A 21,804-nucleotide genomic window follows, 5' to 3' on the forward strand; every position below is an offset into this window, starting at 1 on the left:
ACGCCAGCACCAAGCCCGCGTCAGTCACTACAAACGCCGCAGACACAGCCCCTGAAACCTGCCCAGCACTCAGAACAAGCACCGTTGCAGTACTAAGACGGTCCTCGCGTCGACTGTTGTATTCAGTTATGTATACAGCACATGCTCCGCGGAAACTAAAGACAGGGTGAGTGTGGATGGTTTCCGCGGCGTCCAGGCGGACGTCAGACCTGGACGTCGGCCCCGAAGGCCAGGTCCTCGCTGGTCAGGCTGTCGATGAGCGCCTGCAGGGTCTGCGCCAGGTGGTGCCGGCAGGCCGCCTTCGCCGCCCGGGCGTCTCCCTGCGTGATCGCCTTGAGCATCGCCCGGTGCTCCTCCAGCGACGTCAGCATGCGCCGCGGCCCGCTGTGCGAGATGTTCCGCAGGCGCACGGTCTGGCTGCGCAGATCACGGATGGTGCGGGCGAGATACGGATTGCGGCATGCCGCGATGACTGCCTGGTCGAAGCCCTCGGTCAGTTCGTAGAACTCCTGGTACGACCGGGTCTGCGTGTTGGTGTCCAGCGCGCGGAACGAGGCGTCGAACTCCTCCAGCCGCTCCAGCAGCTCACGGAACGGACCCAGCACGCGTTCATCCGACGCCCCCGCCGTCGCGACCGCCGTGACGGCCCGGGGCTCCAGCAGCATCCGGAACTCGAACAGCGCGCGCACACCTCCCAGCGAGATGGCGGCAACCCGGGCCACCTCACCCGGCACGAAGTCGACCAGCCCCTCCTGGGCGAGGCGCCGGATGGCCTCCCGCACCGGCGTACGCGAGGCGCCCAGCTCCTCACCCAGCTGAATCTCGCCCAGCTTGGCCCCCGGCCGCAGCCGAAGCGACTCGATGTCGCCCTTGAGCCGCTCGTAGACCGCTTCGCTCTTGCCAGTCGCCCGGGCCATGGAACTCCTTGTCGATCCGCCGCACACACTTCTGTATACAGATTCTGGGGGGCAAGGTGTCGCAGGTTCAAGTCCTGTCGTCCCGACCAGCGGTTCCGCGCCCTTCGCCGTCCCGCGACGCACGAGCATCGATGGCACTGCCTACAGCCATTGGGAATGACGGCATTAATCCGGAACAACACAGATGTGTTGTGGACTAATTGACGATCTGCTTGGCTTCCGACAACTCGATTCGAGTTCCTGGGCGAATACGCCACGCAGAACCATTTCGATTCCCAAAGAGAAAGCGGTATCGATACATGCGCACTACCATCAAGGCAGCACTGGGCGTCAGCGCCGCGGGCCTGCTCGCGTCCGTGGCCTTTCCCGCGGTGGCGAACGCCGACACCGCCGGCACGGTGACCATCAAGTCGTGCAACCACACCTCGAAGCAGGAGTACATCGAGTTCCCGTACCGCAACGGACTCGCGTCGACCATCATCTTCCCCGGCGATTGCTGGAAGGGGTCGCTCCGCAGCCGGACCCCCGATGAGGCAGTGGGCTACCAGAAGGTCAACGGGCACTGGCTGGCCGTCGCGACCAAGCCCCTCGGTCGGTCCGGCACGATCCAGTTCAACTTCTGATATCCAGCCCGCCTGGCCGGCTTCGTGCGATGGATCCATCGCACGAAGCCGGTCCTTCGCGGCGTAATTTTCCGAGGTGCCCCGATTTAATCCGGAGGGGAGTCCTCTGTGGGAGAAATGGTGGAAACGCAAAATACCGTCGGCGCGGACACGCCGAGCGAAGCACTGTCCGGTCAGATGCTCCAGTTCCTCGGCGGCTTTCAGACATCACAAGCGCTGTACGTGATCGCGAAGCTCGATATCGCCTCGCAGCTCGACGGTGGCGCAATGGCGATCGACAAGCTCGCCGCGAATTGCGGTGTTCGGTCCGAGTTGTTGCGCCGGGTCGTCCGGAGTCTGGCTCCCCTCGGCGTATTCTGTCAGCCGGATGAGAATACGGTCGAGCTGACGCCCCTCGGCGCCACCCTGTCCACCCGGCATCCGGGCTCCCTCAGGGACATCGCCCTGTACTGGATGGAGACGCATTACCTGCCTTTCAGTGAGCTTCTCCACACCGTCCGCACCGGCGAACCGGCGGCCGAGTACTACCTCGGGCAGCCGTTCTTCGACTGGGTCGTCGCAAAGCCCGAAATGGCCGAGTTGCAGAGCCGGGCAATGGCCGGCTTCGCCAAAGGACTGCGCGACCGGATGTTCGATGACTACCGTCTCCCCGCAGGCGGCGTCGTAGCCGACATCGGGGGAGCCGACGGCACGATTCTCACCCGCCTGCTGCGTTCCGACCCCGCGCGTCGAGGAATCCTCTTCGACCTGCCCGAGATCGTTCCGGCCGCGCGGAAGCAGATCGAGGATGTCGCGATGGCCGATCGCATCGACGTCGTCGGGGGTGACTTCTTCGACTCCGTGCCAACCGCCGACATATACGTGATGGCTGCGGTCCTGCACGACTGGGACGACGCATCCTGCCTGCGCATCCTCGAGTCCATCAAGAGCGCCGCGGCGCCCGGCGCCCGGCTCGTCGTCATCGAGGGCGTGGTACCGCCCGGTGACGAGCCGCATGCCACCAAGCTGATCGACCTGACCATGCTGGCCCTGGTCACCGGCAAGGAACGCAGCGAAGCCGAGTGGCGGGAGCTGTTCTCCACCGCCGGGTTCGTCTTGGACCGGATCGTTCCCACGCCGGAGGACTGCTCCTTCATCGAGGCGCACCTGCGCTGACGGCGAAGCCGCCGCCACGTGATCCGCGACGGGCGATCGTTCCGCGGCACCGTGCGCCGGGAAGCGGGCATCGTTCCAAGACAGGGGGCGCGGCGCCGAGGACCGCGCCCGACCAGACGACGGGCCTTGGCCATTCACGGCCAGGGCCCGTCGTCCGCGCTGGGCAGCGTGTCCGCCGTCAGCGGCTCGCGGACACCGCGTTGTCAGCGAGTGTCACCGGCCGTGCCGGGCTTGTGTTCGGTGACGGCGCTGGCCTTGCCGTCGTCGAGCCTCACGCGCGCTATGACCTTCTTGGTCTGGGTGGAGGACTCGAGCTGCTTTTCGTTGCAGGTGGTGCGCTGGTTGGGTTCGCCGCAGATGGTGCCCCAGCCGGTGATCTTGGTGTCCTTGGTGAGGTAGAAGGCCTGTGTGTCGTTCTTGGCCGTGGTCACGGTGTACTTGCCCGGTGCGAGGTACTTCACCGTGCCCATGACCTTCCCCTTGGACTTGTCGCTCGAAGAGGGTTCGGCACCGCGGGAGTTGGACCCGTGACGCTTCGACGAGGACGAGCCGCTCTTGTCCTTGCCCCCGCCGGAGATTTCGATCGGGCCGCAGGCGGAGATCAGCAGACCGGCTGTCAGCAGAGAAGCACCGGTCAGAAAGGTCTTCTGCATATGGCGAATGGACACGATGGGCTCCTGGTAGTTGATCAAGTGTGTGTGCTGCGGGTAACACCGGAGGCAGCGGCGGTTGTCCCCCGGGAGCGGGGCCCGGTGGGCCCGCCCGGCAGGGGAGTGGGCGGCTCTACGTCCGACGTCGCGCTGCTGTCCATGGGGTAGATGCGGCGAGGTGATCCGCGGGTTGCGGGGTGGTGCCCGGACTAATGGCCGCCGCCGTCGGATTAATTGCCACACGCCGACCGCGGGTTCGGCGCCCCGGCGGCCCGTGCGGCATCACATGAATCCCACACAGTCGTGTCCTACCGTCCCGGCTCCGGAGTCGCTCAACTCATGGAGGTTTGCCACGTGCTCGGCAACCGCTACTCACGCCCGGCGCTCACCGCGTTGTGCGCGACCCTGGCCACGGTGTTGCTCGCCTCTTGCTCGCAAGTGGCGGACACCGCCGCAGAAGGTGCCTCATCAGCCGACGACACCTCGGGGTCCGCGAAGAAGCCCAACATCGTGTACGTCCTCACCGACGACCTGGACTGGAACCTAGTGAAGTACATGCCGCACGTGCGGCAGATGCAGGAGAAGGGGACCACCTTCACGAACTTCTTCGCCACGGACTCGCAGTGCTGTCCCTCTCGCACGTCCCTGCTCACCGGCCAGTACCCGCACAACACCGGTGTCTTCACCAACAACGGGGACGACGGCGGCTACGGCGCGTTCATGAAAAACGACAACGAGCGGAAGACGTTCGGCCCCGCACTGCAACGCGCCGGCTACCGGACCGGGTTCATGGGGAAGTACCTGAACGGATACCGGCCCGAGGCCAAGAACGGCACGTCCCAGCCGTACGTCCCCTCCGGCTGGGACGAGTGGGACGTCGCCGGGGACGGCTACAAGGAGTACGACTACGACCTCAACGAGAATGGCAAGGTCGTGCCCTATGGCGACCGTCCCGAGGACTACCTGACGGATGTGCTGTCGGAGAAGGCCACGTCGTTCGTGGGCTCCTCGGCTGAGGCGAAGAAGCCGTTCGTGCTGGAGGTGGCGACGTTCGCACCGCACGGCCCGTCCACACCCGCACCGCGCGACGAGGACAAGTTCCCCGAGCTCACCGCCCCGCAGACCGACGCCTACGACAAGGCGACCCGCGATGCGCCGAAGTGGCAGAACGGGCTCACCCCGCTGACCTCGAAGGAGGAGAAGGAGATAGATCGCAAGTTCGTCAAGCGAGTGCGTGCCGTCCAGGCAGTCGACAGGATGATCGGCCGACTGGAGAGCACGCTGGAGGCGAAGCACCTGACGGACGACACCTACTTCGTATTCGGGTCGGACAATGGCTTCCACATGGGCGAGCACCGGCTCCGCCCGGGGAAGCAGACCGCCTATGACACCGACGTCCGGGTGCCGATGATGGTCACCGGTCCCGACGTGCCTGCTGGCGAAAAGGCTTCGCAGTTCGCGGAGAACGTCGACATCAACCCGACGTTCCTCGAACTCGCCGGTCTGGAACCCCCGTCGACCGTGGACGGGCAGAGCCTCACCGGACTGATGCGCGGCCGGCCGGAGGACGACTGGCGCGAGGCCGTCCTGGTCGAGCACCATCACTCGGCATCCAAGAAGGACGACCCCGATGCGGCGTCCGAGGACAGCGGCGACCCGCCGACGTACGCGGCGATGCGGACCGCGGACTCCCTCTACGTCGAGTACGTCGACGGGGAGCGCGAGTTCTACGACCTGGGTTCCGACCCCGGCCAGATGAACAACAAGGCCTCGTCCCTCTCCCCGGACCAGCGCGCCTCGCTGCACCGCACCCTGACGGCGCTTCAGCGCTGCGAGGGCTCGGAGAGCTGCCTGGCCGCGTCCCGGACCCACTCCTGAAACGGCCGACCTGATGCCAGCGACAAAAGAAGTGATGCGATCCCCCCGGCCCATGGATACGGCGTGGCAGCCAACCGGTGCGCCGCAGTCACGGCGGAAGCACGAGAATCTGATTCTGGGACTTCTGCGCAAGTACGGTTCGCTGACCCGGGGCGAGTTGGGGGAACTGTGCGGCCTGTCCCGCACCACGCTCTACGACGTGGTCGGCGCACTCATGGACAGAGGTGCCGTGAGCGCCTCGGTGCCGAGAGTGGGCGGACGCGGGCGTGGCCGCCCGGCGGAGAAGCTGTCGTTGAACCCCTGTGCCGCCGACCTGCTGGGTATCGACTTCGCACGGCAGGCGGTACGGGTGGCGGCGATGACCACGGTGCACGGGAACATCAGCAGTGCGATCGAGCCGCATGCTCCCGACGCGTCGTGGGAGGAACGGCTCGACGTCGCGCGACGGCTGACCCGCTCCCTGACGGGCGGAACGCTGCGGCTGGATGCCCTGAGCGGCGTCGGTGTGGGGGTGACCGGCCCGGTCGGCCCACTGGCGGACGACGAACCCGGCGCGATCCACCCGGAGGCCGTGTCGGCACTCGTGAGCGAGAGCTTCGGCATCCCGGCCTGCCTCGACAGCAACACACGGCTGGCCACCTTGGCCGAGCGTACCTGGGGCGCCGCCATCGACGAGCAGGACGTCCTGTACCTGTCCCTGTCGCACAGCGTCGGGGGCGGCCTGGTGGTGGGCGGAACGCTGCACCGTGGCGCCCATGGGCTGGCGGGACAGTTCGGCCACATCACCGTCGACCCCTGGGGTGAGCCCTGCGCATGTGGCCGCGTGGGGTGCCTGGAGACCGTGGCGTCGATCGGGTCCGTGCTCGACGCCCACGAGTCCGCCACGGATGTGCCGCAACTGGTGGCCGCGCTGGAGGCGGGCGACCGGGCCGCGCACTCGGTGCTGGAACGGGCCGGTACGCATGTCGGTAGGGCCCTGGCCGACTTGTGCAACGCCTTCGGCCCCAGTGTTGTCGTTCTGGGCGGTGAACTGACCGGAACCGGTGCGGCTCTGATGGATCCGCTGCGCCGCGAACTGGACGCGAACCTGGCTTGCCGGGGTTCGCGGATGCCGCTCCATGTGCGTCCGGCCAAGCTCGGCGACGTGGGCGCCGCTCTCGGCGCCCTCGCCCTCCTTCTGCACCGGCAATCCGCTGCCACGGGCCGGCCGGTGCCGCCCGCACCGGCGGTTCCGTGCGTTCGTACGGCGTCCAGAACCGCGTAGCATGACGGTCTTGGACGCCGATTCGGGGGCCTCTCAGGAACCACCCGACTATCGAGCGGAGGCAGGCATGACCGGCAGGGCCGGACGGGTGCTCGTGGCCGACGACGACGATGCCACCCGGCGCTCGCTGTCAAGGGGGCTCCGGCTCAGCGGTTACGAAGTGGCGCTGGCCGACGGCGGCCACGCCGCGCTGGACGTGGTGCGGGCCGATCACCCCGACATCGTCGTGCTGGACATCTGCATGCCCGACATGAGCGGTATCGACGTGTGCCGCACTTTGCGCGGGGCCGGCGACGATGTGCCGGTGCTGATGCTCTCCGCTCTCGACGAGGTCGACGACCGGGTCGCCGGGCTACAAGCAGGGGGAGACGACTATCTGGTCAAACCGTTTGCCCTGCGGGAGCTGGAACTGCGCCTGCGCGCCCTGCTGCGCCGTCGCCCGCCGACCGCCGTCGACCGGGTGCGGGTCGGTGGCCTGACTCTCGAACCGGCCACCCGCGAAACCTCCGTGGACGGGCGGCCGGTGAACCTGACGCGGCGCGAATTCGAGCTGCTGGAGGTCCTGGCCCGCAACGCGGGCGTCGTGCTGACCCGCGACCAGTTGATGGACCGGGTGTGGGGCTACGACTTCCAGGTGCGCACGGATGTGGTGAACACCTTCGTCAGCTATCTGAGGCGCAAGCTGGAAGCCGGGGGGCGCCCACGGACGCTGCACACCGTTCGCGGGGTCGGCTTCGTCCTGCGCGAGGAGCGCCCGAGCCACATGAACCCGTCGGCCGGAGGCGCGGTGTGAGGCTGTCCACACGCCTCGCGCTCGCGGTGGGTGTGAGCGTCCCCCTGCTGGTCCTGGCCACCGGCTGGCTGCTGCTGAGCCTGGTCGCCGATGATCTGCGCGCCCACCAGGACGCACAACTGAGCGCCCGCGCGACGGCCGTCTCCGCGAACGCCAACAGGTACCTGCACGCCAAAGAAGACGATCAGCCGGTCATCGTCGAGAAGTCCCGGCGGCGGCTCAGGGACTCCGCACGGGACGTGGGGGTCCGGCTGATCACGCCGGACGGCACGATCTCGGACGGTCCGCAGCCCGACGGTGACGTCCGGCTGCCCGACCGGGCACTGCAGCCGGCCATCGTGCACGACGGCGACGAGACCTGGCACGTTCTGTCCCGACGCGTCTACACCGCGGGGCGGGAAAGCACGCCGAATCTCTGGCTCTTCGCACCGGACAGCACCTATCAGGCGGAGATCTCCTTGGTGCGCAAGCGGGTCGTGACGGTCACGCTGCTGGCGGCGCCCTCGGCCGGCGCCATCACCTGGGCGATCTCCGCCCGGGCGGTCCTGCCGCTGCGGCGACTCCAGCGCCGGACGAGCGGGCTGGACCCCAGGAACAGCACCACGCGCCTGGAGCACACGCCGACCCGTATCACCGAAGTCGACGACCTGGCCCATACGGTGCAGACCGTGTTCGCCCGCTACGACGAACAGGCGGCCCGCACCAACGAGGCACTCGCCACGGCTCGCTCGTTCACCACGGCCGCCTCCCACGAATTGCGCACTCCCCTGATGAGCATGCGGACCAACCTCGACATCCTCACCGCGCATGCCGATCTCGACCCCGTCGACCGCGCCGAGGTGCTGGAGGATCTGGGGCAGGAACACACCCGGCTGCTGGGGCTGCTGACGATGCTCAAGACACTCGGCCAGGGCGACCTGGTCGAGGCGGACGCGTTCACCCCTGTGGACCTGGCCGAGGTGATGGAGCAATCGGTGGCCGATCTGCGCCGCGCGCACCCGGACGCCGAGGTGTACGTACGCGCCCCCTCGGGACTGCTGGTACACGCGTGGGAGCAGGGGCTGCGCTCCGCCGTGGGCAACCTGCTGACCAACGCCTGGACACACGGCCGCACCGGGGACGGCCACGCGCGTATCGAAGTGGAGCTGCGCCCGTCCCACGATCAGGACCGTCCGGCTGCCGTGCTCACGGTGGACGATCACGGGCCCGGCATTCCGGCCGAACGGCGCGAGGAAATCTTCGAACGCTTCCGGCGCGGCCCCAACAGCCCCGGTTCCGGCCTCGGCCTGACGCTCGTCGCCCAGCAGATCGCCTTGCACCAGGGCAGCATCACGGTACGGGACCGCCCCGACGGGTACTCCGGAGCACGGTTCGAGGTATGGCTGCCGGTCACCGACATGGCGGCTGTGGGGGACACCCTGACGTTGGTGCGCCGGGACTGGCTGACGGTTACCGCCGGGCGCCGGGACCCCCGTACGACCGCTGTCCAACAGCCCCCGATCCGTCTCCGCTGAAGCGGTCCGGACGCGGCCCGGCGGCAGGCCGCGTCCGGACCGTTCGTCGGCTCAGGTGCCCTCCGGGGCGAGCAGGGCCGCCTGGATCTGGACGCTCTTGCGGCGGGCGATGCGCTGGCCGCGTCCGGGAGGCAGGTTGCGGCCCTTGACGTTCCCGAAGAGGAAGCCCTCGGTCGGCGGGCAGGACAGCAGGATCCCCGGGGTGTTGACCTCCAGGAGCCGCCGCATCAGCGGGTCGTTGAGCCCCCGGGACGCGCCCGCCGCGGAGCGGGCGACGACCATGTGCAGGCCGACCTCGTAGCCCAGCGCGAGGAACTCCGCCAAGGGCTCGAACGGCTGGTTGAGTGGCCCGCCGCCACCGACCATGTCGTAGTCGTCGACGAGGACGAACAGCCGTGGCCCCTGCCACCAGTCGCACTGCCGCATCCGCGCGGGTGTGATGTCCGGGCCCGGCACCCGCCCCTTGACGGCGCGCGCCGCGCCCCCGACCAGTTCCCTGAGCGCGTCGACGGAGACGGCGTGCCCGAGCCGGTAGTCGTCGGGGACCGCCTCGACCAGTTCACGGCGGTAGTCGACCACCATGATGCGCGCCTCGGCCGGCGTGTACAGCTCCGTGAGCGCCTTCGCGGTCAGCCGCAGCAGGTTGGTCTTGCCGCTCTCGGTGTCCCCGACGACGATCATGTGCGGGGTGGAGCTGAAGTCGTGCCAGATCGTGTCCATCCGGTCCTCCTCGATGCCGAGCGGCACTCGCAGGTCACCGGTGACGGGCGGCAGCTCGGAGGCCGGAAGCAGGGTCGGCAGCATCCGCACCGGGGGAGCGGGCGGGCCCGTCCAGTGCTCACGGACATCCGACACCAGACTCGCGATGCCTTCCGCCAGGTCCTCGGCGCCGGTCCCGCCGTCGACGCGGGGCAGCGCCGTCAGGTAGTCCAGCTTCGAGTCGCGGGTCAGTCCCCGTCCGGGAGAGCGTGGCACGCCCCGCGCCTTGCGCGGGTCGATGGTGGAGTCCATCGGGTCGCCCATGCGCAGTTCGAGCTGGGTGCCGGCCTGGTCGCGGACCGCGGCCGACAGCTCCACCCAGCGCGCGGTGGTGACGATCAGGTGGATGCCGTAGTTCAGTCCGCGGCCCGCGAGGGCATTGAACGTGGGGAGGTGCTTGTCGTAGTCCTGACGGACCGTGGCCCAGCCGTCGACGACGAGGAAGACATCGCCGTGCTCTTCCCCGGGGAACTCGCCGGCCGCGCGACGCCGCCGCAGCGTCACCATCGAGTCGATGCCGTTCTCCAGGAAGAACCGCTCCCGGTGCGCCAGCACCGCCGAGACCTCGGCCATCACCCGGCCGACCCGCTCGCTGTCCAGCCGGGCCGCGACGCCGCCGACGTGCGGCAGGTCCGTGAGCCCCGCGAGGGTGCCGCCACCGAAGTCCAGGCAGTAGAACTGCACCTCGCGCGGGGTGTGGGTGAGGGCGAGAGCCGTGATGAGCGTCCGCACCAGGGTGGACTTGCCGCTCTGCGGACCACCCGCGATGGCCACATGGCCACCGGCGCCCGACAGATCCACCCGCAGCTCGTCCCGGCGCTGGTCGAATGGCCGGTCAATGATGCCGACCGGTACCGACAGCCGCCCGCGCCGGGGCAGATCCGTGATGGTGAACCCGTACTCACCATGTGCCGCCAGGGGCGGCAGCAGCTCGTCCAGCGGCGACGGGGCGTCCAGCGGCGGCAGCCACACCTGGTGCGCGGGCGGCCCCGCGTCCCGCATCCGGTCCACCGCCACCGACAGCAGCGACGCGCTGTTCTCTTCCTCCGGCGCCTCCGGCTCGTTCCCGGGCGTCTCGGGCAGCTGCCGTGGCACTATCCAGCCGGATGTCCACGGCACGACCTGGCTGGCCACCCGCGCCTGATGGGCGGCGGAGCTGCCCCGCCGGCGGCACGGGCCCGAGACGTACGCGGCGCGGAAGCGGGTCAGCGCCTCCACACCCGTCTTGAGGTAGCCGCTGCCCGGCGTCGGCGGCAGCTCGTACGCGTCCGGCACGCCCAGCACGCCGCGGCTCTCCATGGCGGAGAAGGTGCGCAGCCCGATGCGGTACGACAGATGGCTCTCCAGCTGGTGCATCCGCCCCTCGTCCAGCCGCTGCGAGGCGAGCAGCAGATGGACGCCGAGGCTGCGCCCGAGCCGTCCGATCATCACGAACAGCTCCATGAACTCGCGGTGTGCAGCAAGGAGTTCGCTGAACTCGTCGACCACGACGAACAGGCTCGGCAGCGGGGCCAGCGGCGTCCCGTCAGCCCGTGCCTTCTCGTATTCGAGCGCGGAGGTGTAGTTGCCGGCCGCCCGCAGCAGCTCCTGGCGCCGCATCAGCTCACCGTGAAGGGCGTCCTGCATCCGGGAGACCAGCGCCACCTCGTCGGCCAGGTTGGTGATCACCGCGGAGGTGTGCGGCAACTCGTCCAGACCCAGGAAGGTCGCACCGCCCTTGAAGTCCACCAGGACGAAGTTGAGCGTCTCGGAGGAATTGGTCAGTGCCAGCGACAGCACCAGGGTGCGCAGCAGCTCGCTCTTGCCGGAGCCGGTGGCCCCGATGAGCATGCCGTGCGGCCCGGTGCCGCCCTGCGCGGACTCCTTGATGTCCAGCTCCACCGGCGTCCCGTCGGAGCCGACCGCGATCGGCACGCGCAGCCGCTCCGGCCCGCTGCGGCGGGACCACAACGAGGGCGGCTCATGGCGGTACAGATCCGGGATCCCCAGCAGGGCGGTCAGCTCCACATCCGTAGCCAGCGGCTCCGCGGACCGGTCGGCCGCCCCCATCCGGTACGGGGCGAGCCGCTTGGCCAGCGACGTGGCGAGGGTCGTGCTCAGCCGGTCGGGGCGGCCGAGCGGGGTCATCTGCTCCTTGCGCTCACGGTCCGTACGCACCAGGCTCATCACGTCGTCCGCGACTTCGAAGCGCAGCGTGGACCGCCCCGGCCGCCATGTGAGGTCACCGGTGAGGTCGAGCACCACGGCGTTGCGGTAGCCCGGCCCGTCCAGGCGGTGTCCCCCGGGCGGCGCGGCCCCGTCCAGCACGATCACCGTGTACGGCTCCTCGCGGCCCGGTACCCCGTCCGGATCGAACGGCGGCCGCTCGTGGAACTCCCCACCCAGCAGATCATCCAGCTCGTTCACGGACGGCACCACCATCCGCACGGAACCCGCGCCGTCACTCTCCTGCGTATGGAGATTGTGCGGCAGCCACTTCACCCAATCCCACTCCGCGCGCCGCTCGTCCGCCGTGACCACCGCGATCCACAGGTCCTCGGGCGAGTGCACCACCGCCAACTGGACCAGCACCGCCCGGGCCAGCTCCCGGACCCGCTCCGTATCGCCCCGGAACAGCACCCGTGACCAGGTCCGCAGGTACACCGCGATCGGCTGGTCCGGCACGGAGGAGTACGCGCGGATGAAACTGCGCAGCGCGTGCGCGGTCAGCGGTTCCAGGTCCTCCACCGGCTTGGTGGACAGCGGAGCCAGCCGCAGCCCCAGCTTCTGGTCGCCGACCGCCACCCGTACCTCAGCGAAGTCCGCGTCCTGCGGACGCCGCTCCCACAGCCGGGTGGTGCCCACCAGGGACCACAGCGCGCCCGGCGCCGGGTGGCGCCACAGCAGCGCCCGTTGCTGCTCCACGACGGCCGCCCGCACCTTCTTGCGGGTCTGCCGCAGGTAGCGCAGATAGTCGCGCCGCTCGCCCTTCAGCCGCTGCTTGCGTTCGCCGGCGCGGCGCATGAACTGCCCCAGGATCATGGCCACGGAGGAGATCAGCATCATCCCCAGCGCCAGGTACATGAAGGGGCCCTTGGAACCCGGCCTCATGAACATCAGCATCATCGACGCCGACATCATCGCCATGGGCAGGTAGTTCCACACGGCCGAGCTGTCGGGTGTCATCTCCGCCAGCGTGGGCGGTTCCTGGAGACTCAGCTCTCCTTCGGGCATGTCCGGGCCGCGGCGGCGCGCGGACCTGCGGAACAGGACGGTACTCACGTGGGCGGTCTCCTTCGGAACGGGTGTGCTGCCCCGGAGGTGCTGATATTTTCCGGGGTCCGGGTTGCCGCGTATCTGCCGGCGTTGGGTGCCGTGCACGGGACGTGATGCAACGTCAGGGCCTGATGGCATGGCCTGATGTCACGGCCTGGTGTCACGGGTCGTGTGCGAGTCGGGTACGAGCCGGATTCGCAGGCGGAGCAGCCTGAACAGCGATGGGTGGCGCGGCCTCGAGGGCCGGCAGCGGCGGTGAACACGGACCGGGGCAGCAACCCGGACCGGTGAAGAAGAGTCTACGATCCGTCTCTACGGTTCACGTTGGACGGCCGCGACTCCTGCAGCGGCTCCGCACGTAGTGTGCCGCGCCGCCGCGCACACGTCCAACGACTGGCTCTCCCCGGACACTTCCACCCGTCCATTTCCCGGAGACGTCCATCCGTCTCCCGATGAAGCGTGAGTACAGCTATGACAGACAACGCAACGGCAGGGCTGTGTCGCGTCACCGTGCGCGCACCCGCCAAAACCATCGACCTCGCGGTTCCCGCCGACGTCCCCGTCATCGACCTGCTGCCCGCACTGGTGCGGCACGCGGGCGACGATCTCGCCGAGCAGGGTCTGGCACACGGGGGATGGGTGCTCCAACGCCTCGGCGGCGCACCACTCGACGAGGGGAGCAGCCTCGAATCCCTCGGCCTGCTCGACGGCGAGACCGTCTACCTCAGGCCGCACACCGACACCCTGCCCGAGATCCAGCTCGACGACCTGGTCGACGGCATCGCCACCACCATGGCCGACCGTCCCTTCGGCTGGACGGCGTCCACCAGCCGCCGCCTCTTGCTCTGCCTGCTGGTCATCACCCTCGGCGCCGGACTCGCGGTCCTCGCGCTACCCGGCCCGTCCGCCGAGCTGCGCGCTCTGGCCGCGGTGGTCGGTGGCGCGCTGCTGCTCGGTGGCGCCGCATCGGCCAGCCGCGCGGTCGGCGACGCGGAGGCGGGCGCGGCGCTGGGCTTCGTCGCCGTGCCCTACTTCGCGATGGCCGGATGGCTGCTGCCCGGTGGCGATGTGGGCGGGCCGCACTTGTACGAGGTGCTGGGCGCCCGGCTGTTCGCCGCCTGCGCGGCGGCGGCCGGTGCCGCGATGCTCGCCGTCGCCCTGGTCGTCGCCTTCGCCGCGCTCTTCCTCGCCGCTGTCGCGGTCGCCGCCGCGGGTGTCCTCGCGGCCGTCCTGATGATGACCGCCGACCTGTCGGCGGCCCACGCCGCCGGACTCGTCTCCCTGGCCGCCGTGATCTTCGGCGCGTTCGTGCCCTCGCTGTCCTTCCGGCTGTCCGGACTGCGCATGCCCCCGCTGCCCACCAACGCCCAGCAGCTCCAAGAGGGCATCGAACCCCACTCGCCCTCGGCCGTCGCCGCCCGCGCCGTCGTCGCCGACGGCTGGATGACCGGCCTGTACGCGGCGGTCGGCACCATTTGCGCCGGCTGCCTGCTCGGCCTCGGCCGCGCCTCCGACCTCCCCGAAATCCTCACCATGGTGGCCCTGTCGGCACTGCTCCTGCTGCACAGCCGCGGCCTGGGCAACACCCTTCAGCGCCTGTCGCTGGTCGCTTCCGGGGCGTGGGGCGGCACCCTGCTGACGTACGACGCGGCCACCTCGTCCGGCTCGACCGGCAAGCTCCTATTGGTCGGCGCGGTGCTCGCGGTCGCCGCCGCCATCGCCATCGCCTCCTGGACGGTCCCGGGCCGCCGGCTCGTCCCGTACTGGGGCCGCGCCGCGGAGTTGCTGCACTCCCTCGTGGCGATCAGCATGCTGCCCCTGTCGCTGTGGGTGCTGGGCGTCTACGGCGCCCTCCGCGCCCTCGGCGGATGACACCGGAGGACACGAGCCACCCATGCAGAACAAACGCGATCAGGTCCAGGCCCATATGTTCCTCATGGGCCAGCTGACCTCCAGCATGCTGCGCTCCGACCCGGACGCGCCCGAGAGCCCCCAGGGCCGCACCAACCGCGGCGTCGCCATCGGCGTCATCATCGCCGTCGTGATGAGTGCCGGGGCCTTCGTCGTCGGCCTCATCTCGCCCGGCACGACGGACTCCTGGCGCACCTCGAACCAGCTGATCATCAACAAGGACACCGGCGCCCGCCATCTGTACCTCGACGGACGGCTGCGCCCGGTGCGCAACTACGCCTCGGCGCTGCTGCTCGGTGGCGCCGACCTGAAGACCACCACGGTCGGCACCGACTCCCTCAAGGGCACCCCGCACGGCACGCCGGTCGGCATCGAGGACGTCCCCGACTCTCCGCCCGGTGCCGATGATCTGTCCGACGCCCCGTGGCAGGTGTGCTCCGCCCCGTCGGCCGGCGATGACGAGAAGGCCGGTACCACGCTCGCGGTCGCAAACGGTGCCGCGGGCGACGCGCTCGACAAGGACGAGGGAGTGCTCGTCATGGGCCCGGACCACAACCGGTACCTGCTGTGGCAGGGCAGCCGATTCCGGCTGGACGCCGACTCCGGCGTGATCGAGTCCCTCGGCTACGCCACCACCAAGCCGGTGCCCGTATCGGCCGGCTTCCTGAGCGCCCTCCCCGCCGGCCCCGACCTCGCGCCGCCCAGGAACCCCGGCACCGGCGACCCGGGCCCGGAGTTGGGTGGCCGAGCCACCCGGGTCGGACAGACGTTCAGGCTGCACGTGCCCGGCTCCACGACCCGCTACTACCTGCTGCGCAAGGACGGCCTGGCGCCGCTCGGCGCGACCGGTCTCGCGCTGGTACTCGGCGATCCACAGACCCGCGAGAAGGCGTACGAGGGTCGCGAACCGGCCCCCGTACCGCTGCCCTCCCGGGCGCTGAAGGTAAACCTCGCGCCCGAGGACGCGCTGGACAGCGGCCCCGGCGCGGTGCCGAGTTCACCGCCGAAGGCGGCGACCTTCCCCGACGGGCAGATCCCGTGCGCCCGGGTGGAGCCGGGCGCCAAGGGCACCCGGTTCAGCGTCATGCTGGCCACCGGGCCGGACCTCGGCCCGGTCGCCCAGCACTCCGCGGGCGCGGCCGCGGCCCCGGCCTGTCTGCCCGTGGACCGGGTCACCGTGCCTCCGGGACGTGGCGCTCTGGTGCGGGCCCTGGGCGCGGGCGGAGGCAAGGTCGGCGTCACGCACTACCTGGTCACGGACGCCGGTGTGAAGTACCGGCTGGTCAACGAGGACGCGGTCAAGGCATTGGGCTACGACGGCCGGAAGCCGCGGGAACTACCCGCCCTGATGCTGTCGATGCTCCCCTCGGGCCCCGACCTGTCCCCGGAAGCGGCGCGCACGGGCCGGGCCGATGTGACCGCACCCCGCTGCTCAGGGCCGGACGAGCACAAGGACTGAAGGGCCGTAACCGAGGCACGGCCTTTCTTCGGCTCGCAATAAATCCGCCGGGGAGCATATTAGTCCCCCTCATCTTCCTTGAGGCCGCCTTGGGCGCGTGCCAGGCTCGGTGCGCAAAGCCACATCGTGACGGGTGAATATCCCAATCCGGGGTGATGAACCGAATCGGTCGGTGCGGCTTGGCTGACCCCAATCGGTGACGCCTGCAATCTGGCCCTTGGCAGGCCCCCTTTCCTGGAACGCCGCCGCCGAGATTTCCATCGGCCGGCGGCCGTTCAAGGCCGGACGATGAGAGGTGTACATATGGCCGTCAACGGCATGCAGCAGTCGGAGGAATCCGCCACGCGCAACGGCGTACAGGCGCTGGAAATGGCGTTCAGCGGTGTGTTGCGGTGCCGCCAGGACGTCGAGACCACCAAGACCAACCTCATGACGCACTACCAGGGCAGCGACGGTGGCGCGTTCAGGGACCTGGTCGTCGCCTGGGAGGAGAAGGCCGACGTCATCCTCAGGAACGTCCAGGACATGATCGACACGCTCAACGAGACCCTCACCGAGCACGGTCGGCAGCAGGGTTCGTCGAACGAATCCATCAACCACGCGTACTCCCAGTCGAACGCCGTCTTCGACGCCCTGTCCGGCTGAGCGTGAGGGACGCGCCTCCGTTCCCGCCGCCCTTACCCGAAGTGAGATGAGAACTGGCTATGAGTGACTTCACCGACGGCTTCATCTACGTCGACTACTCGCAGATGAGCAACGCCGCGGACGACATGATCTCGCAGACGAGTGCCATCGCGACCACGCTCTCCAATATGGAGATGGAGCTCAACCCGCTCAAGAACTCCTGGATCGGTGATGACCGAGAGGAATACGACCAGAAGCAGCAGGCCTGGGACAACGCCGTCAAGGCCATGGAAGACCTGCTGACCAAGCACTCCGCACTCCTGACCTCCGTCTCCGAGAACTACCAGTACAGCGAGAACTCGCTGACCCAGATGTGGGGCTCGGTGAAGATCGGCCGCTGACCGCCGTGCCGGCCGACCCCCGCGGCCGCATGGCTCCCGCCGCCCGCCGCCGGTCTCGGACCACTCTCGGTCCTCCTCCCCCCCCCGGTGGCGGGCGGTACATCCCCATCTGACCTGAACCAAGGAGCCTGGCGTGGCCGACGACAAGCAACCGGATGCGCATCAGCAACTCACGACACAGGATGCGCCGCCCAAGGATGCGGCTCCGGAAGCCGAGCCCATGGCGCTGGACAAGGCCGGGCTCCAGTCATTCCTGGAAAACCGTGTGATGCCCTTCCAGGAGCAGGTCCGCAAGATCCAGATGAACGACCCGGGCATCGGGCCGTCGATGAACGGGCTCATCGGTGAGGCCGACGTCTCGCCGAGCAGCCCCATCTATGGCTTGGACAGGCCGCTGGCCATGGGATTCATGGCGGACGACAGCTATCTCGAAGGCCAGGGGGCCAAGCTCCAGAAGGCGGTCTCCAGCACGGCTGAAAACCTGCAATCCGTCTTCGAGCAGCAGGCCCAGCTCTTCGACGACATCGGGGAGAACCTGCGGGACACCATCCACCAGCTTTTCAACGCGCAGCACCAAAATCTGCAATCCATCAACGGACAGAAGTTCATGGACATCTTCAACGACGTAGACGAGGACTTGAGTAGTACCTCGTCCGACAGCGGCGATACCGAGAGCATCTGACCGGCCAGTCGCAGTCCGCTTCCACCGCCGCATCCCCGTCTCATTGAACAGCCCTCGGAAGGTCCTGTGCCGTGGCCGACTCTGGAAATGACAATGTTTATCCCGCTTATTCCGCTGCCGATTCGGACTGGTGGCTGATTGCCGTCAAGGTGCTGACGGGCGTTGAGATGCCGGAACGTGGGACCCTCTTCAACCATCTTCTCGGGAACGACCGCATCCCGCTGATGCGGGTCGAGATCTCGGAATTCGAGGGTGAGCCGACCACTGCCATCAGCCAGGCGGCACTGGACATGTCATGGCGCACGGCGAACTCCGGGTGGCGCATCGAGGACACCGACTTCGTGGTCCCCTTCTTCTCCGGGAACGACGGCCCGATCGGTGACGCGCCTGTGGGCACCGAGGTGGAGATGATGCGGGGCCGCGTCACGATGCTGGGCACCAACGGCACGGACGACCCCCCGGCCGGCGGCGTGGTCCACGGCGCGAAGTTCGGGAGCAGTCTCGGCTTCGACTTCCACGGGCAGTCAGCGGATGTCGTCTGGGACAACATCGACCTGTCGCTGTACAGCTATGGCGGTGGACTGGCGTTGTACCGGCTGCTTCAAACCGGGAACACGAAGGGGTTCGCGTGGGAGGGGGACCTCAGGCAGGACCACCTCACGGATACGGTGGATCTTGGCACCTTCGACCGGGCGGCCGCCGCCTTCGACCGTGTCGCGTACTTCCTCAAGCAGCAGCACGAGGAATTGCGGGACTGGGAACGCGAGCTCGGCAAGGGCGACGCGTCCTGGAGGGGGCAGGCGGCGGGTGTCTTCAAGGACCTGGTCCACGGGCTCGCCGAGAACTACGAGTCCTACAGTCGGCAGGTCCCGCTCACCTCGTCCATGGAGTCGCAGTTCGGCTCCGACCTTCGCTCATTCCGGCAGGCGATCGAGTCCGCGGCGTACAACCTGTATTCGACCTGGAACACGTGGCAGTTGTACACGGGTAATCCTTTGCGATGGCTGCACGACGTCCTGCTCGATGTCACCGACAATGTGTGGAAGGACAATCTCCTGAAGGCGCGCTATCGCGTCGACGGCATCGTAGGGTCGACCGTCATCGGAGACCACTATGTCGAGCGAGAAGGCTTCTACGGCGGTGACAGGGAGTACGGTCCGCTGGGCGGCTATGGCACTTGGAAGAAGATCGGCGAAGAGGCCATAAGGCGCTGGCAGAATTCTGTGCTCGACCAGCTGGTGGAGGCCGGTAAACGAGCCGTCATCGAGGTGCAGAACGCCTTCAACAACCAGAAGTTCCCGGAATCCATCGACACGGAGACCACCAGCCTGAGCCAGCAGTTCGCTCAGGACAAGGCGGCGGAGCAGCGGGAGCACCAGAGGGAGCTGCAGCAGAAGGCCCGGGAGCGCCAGAAAGAGGCACAGGAGCAGGCCGAGAATCTGCAACATCAGCAGCTGATGGCTGAGCGAAAGATGCAGAAGGAGGCGCAGGAGCAGCAGGAGCAGCTTCAGCATCAGCAGCTGGCGGCTGAGCGAAAGATGCAGCGGCAGCAGGAGCAGGTGCAGAAGGAGGCCCAGGAGCAGCAGAGGGAGCTTCAGCAGCAGCAACTGGCGGCCCAGCGGCAGATGCAGCAGGAGCAGCAGCAACAGCAGAAGCGGCTGCAAAGGCAGCAGCAACTTCAGCAGCAGCAGCTGGCCGAGCAGCAGGGCCTGCAAGTCAAGGGGCAATTGAACGCACAGCAGGAGGCCCAGGAGCAGGCAGAGCAACTGGCAAAGCAGCAGCAGCGGCAGCAGCAGCAAATGCAGCAGGAGCAGTTGGAGCAGCAGCGGCAGCTGCAACAGCAGCAGCAGGAGCAACAGGAACAGCTGGCAAAGGAGCAGCAACAACAGCAGCAGCAGTTTCAGCATCAGCAGCTGGCGGTCCAGCAGCGGATGCAGCATCAGCAGGAGCAGTTGGCCCAGCGGCAGATGCAGGCCCAGCAGCGGGTCGTACGGCAGCGCAGGCAGCAGCAGCGCGAGATGCAGCAGCAGGTCGAGCAGCAGCAGAACGAGGCTCAGCAGCAGGCCGAAAAGATCGCCAACCAGCAGGAGAAGGAGGCTGAGCGGATACAGGAGAAGCTGGAGCAGCAGCGGCCCCAGACCGAAACCAATTTCCCGTTCCAGCAGGACCAGCAGGACCAGTTGGAGCAGCAGGCCCAAGAGCAGCAGCAACAGTTGGAGCAGCAGGCGGCGCAGCAGCAGAAGCAGTTGGAACAGCAGCAGAGCCAGGTGGAGCAGCAGGCGCAACAGCAGCAAGAGCAGTTGGAGCAGCAGCAGGAGGAGCAGCAGAAGCAACTTCAGCAACAGCAGCACCAGATCGAGCAGCAGGCGCAGCAGCAGGCGGATGCGGCGCAGCAGCAGGCCGAGCAGCAGCAGGAACAGCTGCAGCAGCAACAGGAAGCGCAGCAGGAGCAACTGGCACAGCAGCAGGCAATGGCCGATCAGGCGCAACAGCAGGCCGAGCAGCTAGGGATCGGCGACGGCGGCGGAGACCTGGGCAGCCAGCTCGATATCCCCACGCCGGACTCCCCGAGCGGCGGCGGCACGACCACACTCAACCCGGACGGGTCTGTCACCACGGACTTCCCGGACGGCAGCTCCAGCACCGTCGACCCCGGCGGGGACGTCACCACAACCCTCCCTGACGGCACGACCGACATCGACCACCTGAGCCCCGGGGAGTCGCTCACCAACAGCGACGGCAGCACCACGACGCTGAACGACGACGGCACCCTCACCACCGATTTCCCCGGCGGCAGCAGCAGCGTGATGGACCCGGACAAGGGCACCGTCACCTACCACCAGCCCGACGGCACCACCGTCACCACCCCGATCGACCAGGGCCAGTCCCTGCCCTCCGAACTCGGCGGCGGATCCGGCCTCGGGGACCCGTCCGGCCAGAGTTCGCAGTACTCGCCCCCGTACTCCTCCTCGGGCCAAGGGGAGGAGCTGGACGACCAGAACCCCGCTTTCGGAGGCTCGTCGGGGACGGGTTCGGACCAGGCTCAGGGCAACAACGGCATGCCGATGCTGCCCTCCGGCACCCGCATCAACGGTACGACCACGGGCGGTGGTTCGAACGACGGCGAGCGCGTCCGCTCTGTCATCGACGACGGCCAGGGCGGCATCCAGCGAGCGCCTGCCGGGCGCAACAGTTCCGGACACCAGGACGAGGAAGAGCGGGTCCCCGTCGCCCAGCGCACCGCGGCCACGTCCGGTGGCATGCCCTTCATGCCGCCGATGGGCGGCGGTGCCGGGGGAGGGGGCCAGCAGACCCAGAGCGCCGACCGGGAACGGGCCGCCTGGATGGGCGAGGACGAGGACGTCTGGGGCACGGACGAGGACGGCGTGCCGGCCGTGATCGGGCGATGAGTGAGGGAGCCGAGCAATGAGTGATCAGTACATGGGCGGTCCCGGTGCGAGGAATCCCATCGTGGAGAGGCTGGCCAAGGCGAGGGCCGACCTGGAAGAGACGCAGAAGGCCGCGGCCCGCGCGCAGGCGCAGCTGAGCACGGCATCGGCCACGGCCCGGTCGCGGGACGGCAGCGTGGAAGTCCTCGTCAACGCCCAAGGCCAGCTCAGCGAGGTGAAGTTCCTGAACGGCAAGTACCGCTCGATGGGCGCCGCTCAGCTGTCGGCGTCGCTGTTGGAGGCCGCCGGGCAGGCCCATGCGCAGATAGCCCGCATGGTGCTTGAGACCTTTCAGCCCTTGGCCGACAAGACCCAGGAGAACATGCCCGTGATCGAAGGGATGGATTTCGACTGGGAGAGGGTGTTCGGCCCGCTGGCGAGCACGGTTGAGCGGGGCACGGCGTCGCGTCGTAGGGCGAGCGATGGGCTGCGTGACGAGATCGACGAGGACACAGAGAGGGGATGATGGC

At 68.4% G+C, this 21,804-nt stretch carries 16 protein-coding genes; 13 read left to right on the forward strand and 3 right to left on the reverse strand.

The genetic code is table 11. The features are described from left to right. Positions 1 to 203: 203 nt before the first annotated feature. Positions 204 to 917 (reverse strand): GntR family transcriptional regulator, encoded by a 714-nt coding sequence (locus ACZ59A_RS37090; RefSeq protein ID WP_470968151.1) that lies wholly within the window; start codon positions 915 to 917, stop codon positions 204 to 206. Between the two features lie 299 nt (positions 918 to 1,216). Here ACZ59A_RS37090 and ACZ59A_RS37095 point away from each other — a divergent pair, with 299 nt between their 5' ends. Next, entirely contained in the window at positions 1,217 to 1,540 is a 324-nt protein-coding gene (locus tag ACZ59A_RS37095; RefSeq protein WP_470968153.1) for a hypothetical protein, read from the forward strand. 117 nt (positions 1,541 to 1,657) lie between these two features. After that, entirely contained in the window at positions 1,658 to 2,695 is a 1,038-nt protein-coding gene (locus ACZ59A_RS37100; RefSeq protein WP_470968494.1) for a methyltransferase, read from the forward strand. 203 nt (positions 2,696 to 2,898) lie between these two features. Here ACZ59A_RS37100 and ACZ59A_RS37105 read toward each other — a convergent pair whose 3' ends face one another. Beyond that, the gene (locus tag ACZ59A_RS37105) at positions 2,899 to 3,363 is read right to left on the reverse strand and encodes a hypothetical protein (protein ID WP_470968155.1); all 465 of its coding nucleotides are present in this window, start codon (positions 3,361 to 3,363) and stop codon (positions 2,899 to 2,901) included. 321 nt (positions 3,364 to 3,684) lie between these two features. On the opposite strand from ACZ59A_RS37105, the gene ACZ59A_RS37110 reads away from it, so the two are divergent. The 4 genes from ACZ59A_RS37110 (at position 3,685) to ACZ59A_RS37125 (ending at position 8,794) form a co-directional block, all read left to right on the forward strand. Beyond that, positions 3,685 to 5,223 (forward strand): sulfatase family protein, encoded by a 1,539-nt coding sequence (locus ACZ59A_RS37110; protein WP_470968158.1) that lies wholly within the window; start codon positions 3,685 to 3,687, stop codon positions 5,221 to 5,223. Positions 5,224 to 5,257: 34 nt separating this feature from the next. After that, positions 5,258 to 6,487, forward strand: a complete 1,230-nt coding sequence (locus ACZ59A_RS37115) for an ROK family transcriptional regulator (protein ID WP_470968161.1) — start codon at positions 5,258 to 5,260, stop codon at positions 6,485 to 6,487. 67 nt (positions 6,488 to 6,554) lie between these two features. Next, the gene (locus ACZ59A_RS37120) at positions 6,555 to 7,280 is read left to right on the forward strand and encodes a response regulator transcription factor (protein WP_470968163.1); all 726 of its coding nucleotides are present in this window, start codon (positions 6,555 to 6,557) and stop codon (positions 7,278 to 7,280) included. Further along, positions 7,277 to 8,794, forward strand: coding sequence for a sensor histidine kinase (locus ACZ59A_RS37125; protein WP_470968166.1), 1,518 nt, complete (start codon positions 7,277 to 7,279; stop codon positions 8,792 to 8,794). The genes ACZ59A_RS37120 and ACZ59A_RS37125 overlap by 4 nt, the downstream gene beginning before the upstream one ends. A gap of 51 nt (positions 8,795 to 8,845) precedes the next feature. Here ACZ59A_RS37125 and eccCa read toward each other — a convergent pair whose 3' ends face one another. Further along, the gene (gene eccCa, locus ACZ59A_RS37130) at positions 8,846 to 12,814 is read right to left on the reverse strand and encodes a type VII secretion protein EccCa (protein ID WP_470968168.1); all 3,969 of its coding nucleotides are present in this window, start codon (positions 12,812 to 12,814) and stop codon (positions 8,846 to 8,848) included. 465 nt (positions 12,815 to 13,279) lie between these two features. Between eccCa and eccD the strand changes: the two genes are divergently transcribed. From eccD to ACZ59A_RS37165, 7 genes are all read left to right on the forward strand, one after another. After that, complete coding sequence (gene eccD, locus ACZ59A_RS37135) at positions 13,280 to 14,680, forward strand: type VII secretion integral membrane protein EccD (RefSeq protein WP_470968171.1); 1,401 nt, start codon at positions 13,280 to 13,282, stop codon at positions 14,678 to 14,680. A 22-nt stretch (positions 14,681 to 14,702) separates the two neighbouring features. Beyond that, complete coding sequence (gene eccB / locus ACZ59A_RS37140) at positions 14,703 to 16,178, forward strand: type VII secretion protein EccB (RefSeq protein WP_470968173.1); 1,476 nt, start codon at positions 14,703 to 14,705, stop codon at positions 16,176 to 16,178. Between the two features lie 303 nt (positions 16,179 to 16,481). Next, positions 16,482 to 16,823 (forward strand): hypothetical protein, encoded by a 342-nt coding sequence (locus ACZ59A_RS37145; protein ID WP_470968176.1) that lies wholly within the window; start codon positions 16,482 to 16,484, stop codon positions 16,821 to 16,823. Between the two features lie 59 nt (positions 16,824 to 16,882). Beyond that, positions 16,883 to 17,203, forward strand: a complete 321-nt coding sequence (locus ACZ59A_RS37150) for a WXG100 family type VII secretion target (protein WP_470968178.1) — start codon at positions 16,883 to 16,885, stop codon at positions 17,201 to 17,203. Between the two features lie 133 nt (positions 17,204 to 17,336). Then, positions 17,337 to 17,885, forward strand: a complete 549-nt coding sequence (locus tag ACZ59A_RS37155; protein ID WP_470968181.1) for a type VII secretion system-associated protein — start codon at positions 17,337 to 17,339, stop codon at positions 17,883 to 17,885. Positions 17,886 to 17,956: 71 nt separating this feature from the next. Continuing rightward, on the forward strand, positions 17,957 to 21,295 hold the full coding sequence (locus ACZ59A_RS37160) for an AAWKG family protein (protein ID WP_470968184.1): 3,339 nt from the start codon (positions 17,957 to 17,959) through the stop codon (positions 21,293 to 21,295). Between the two features lie 16 nt (positions 21,296 to 21,311). After that, positions 21,312 to 21,800, forward strand: coding sequence for a YbaB/EbfC family nucleoid-associated protein (locus ACZ59A_RS37165; protein ID WP_470968186.1), 489 nt, complete (start codon positions 21,312 to 21,314; stop codon positions 21,798 to 21,800). Positions 21,801 to 21,804 lie beyond the last annotated feature (4 nt).

This window comes from Streptomyces sp. NPDC040405, from assembly GCF_055595765.1.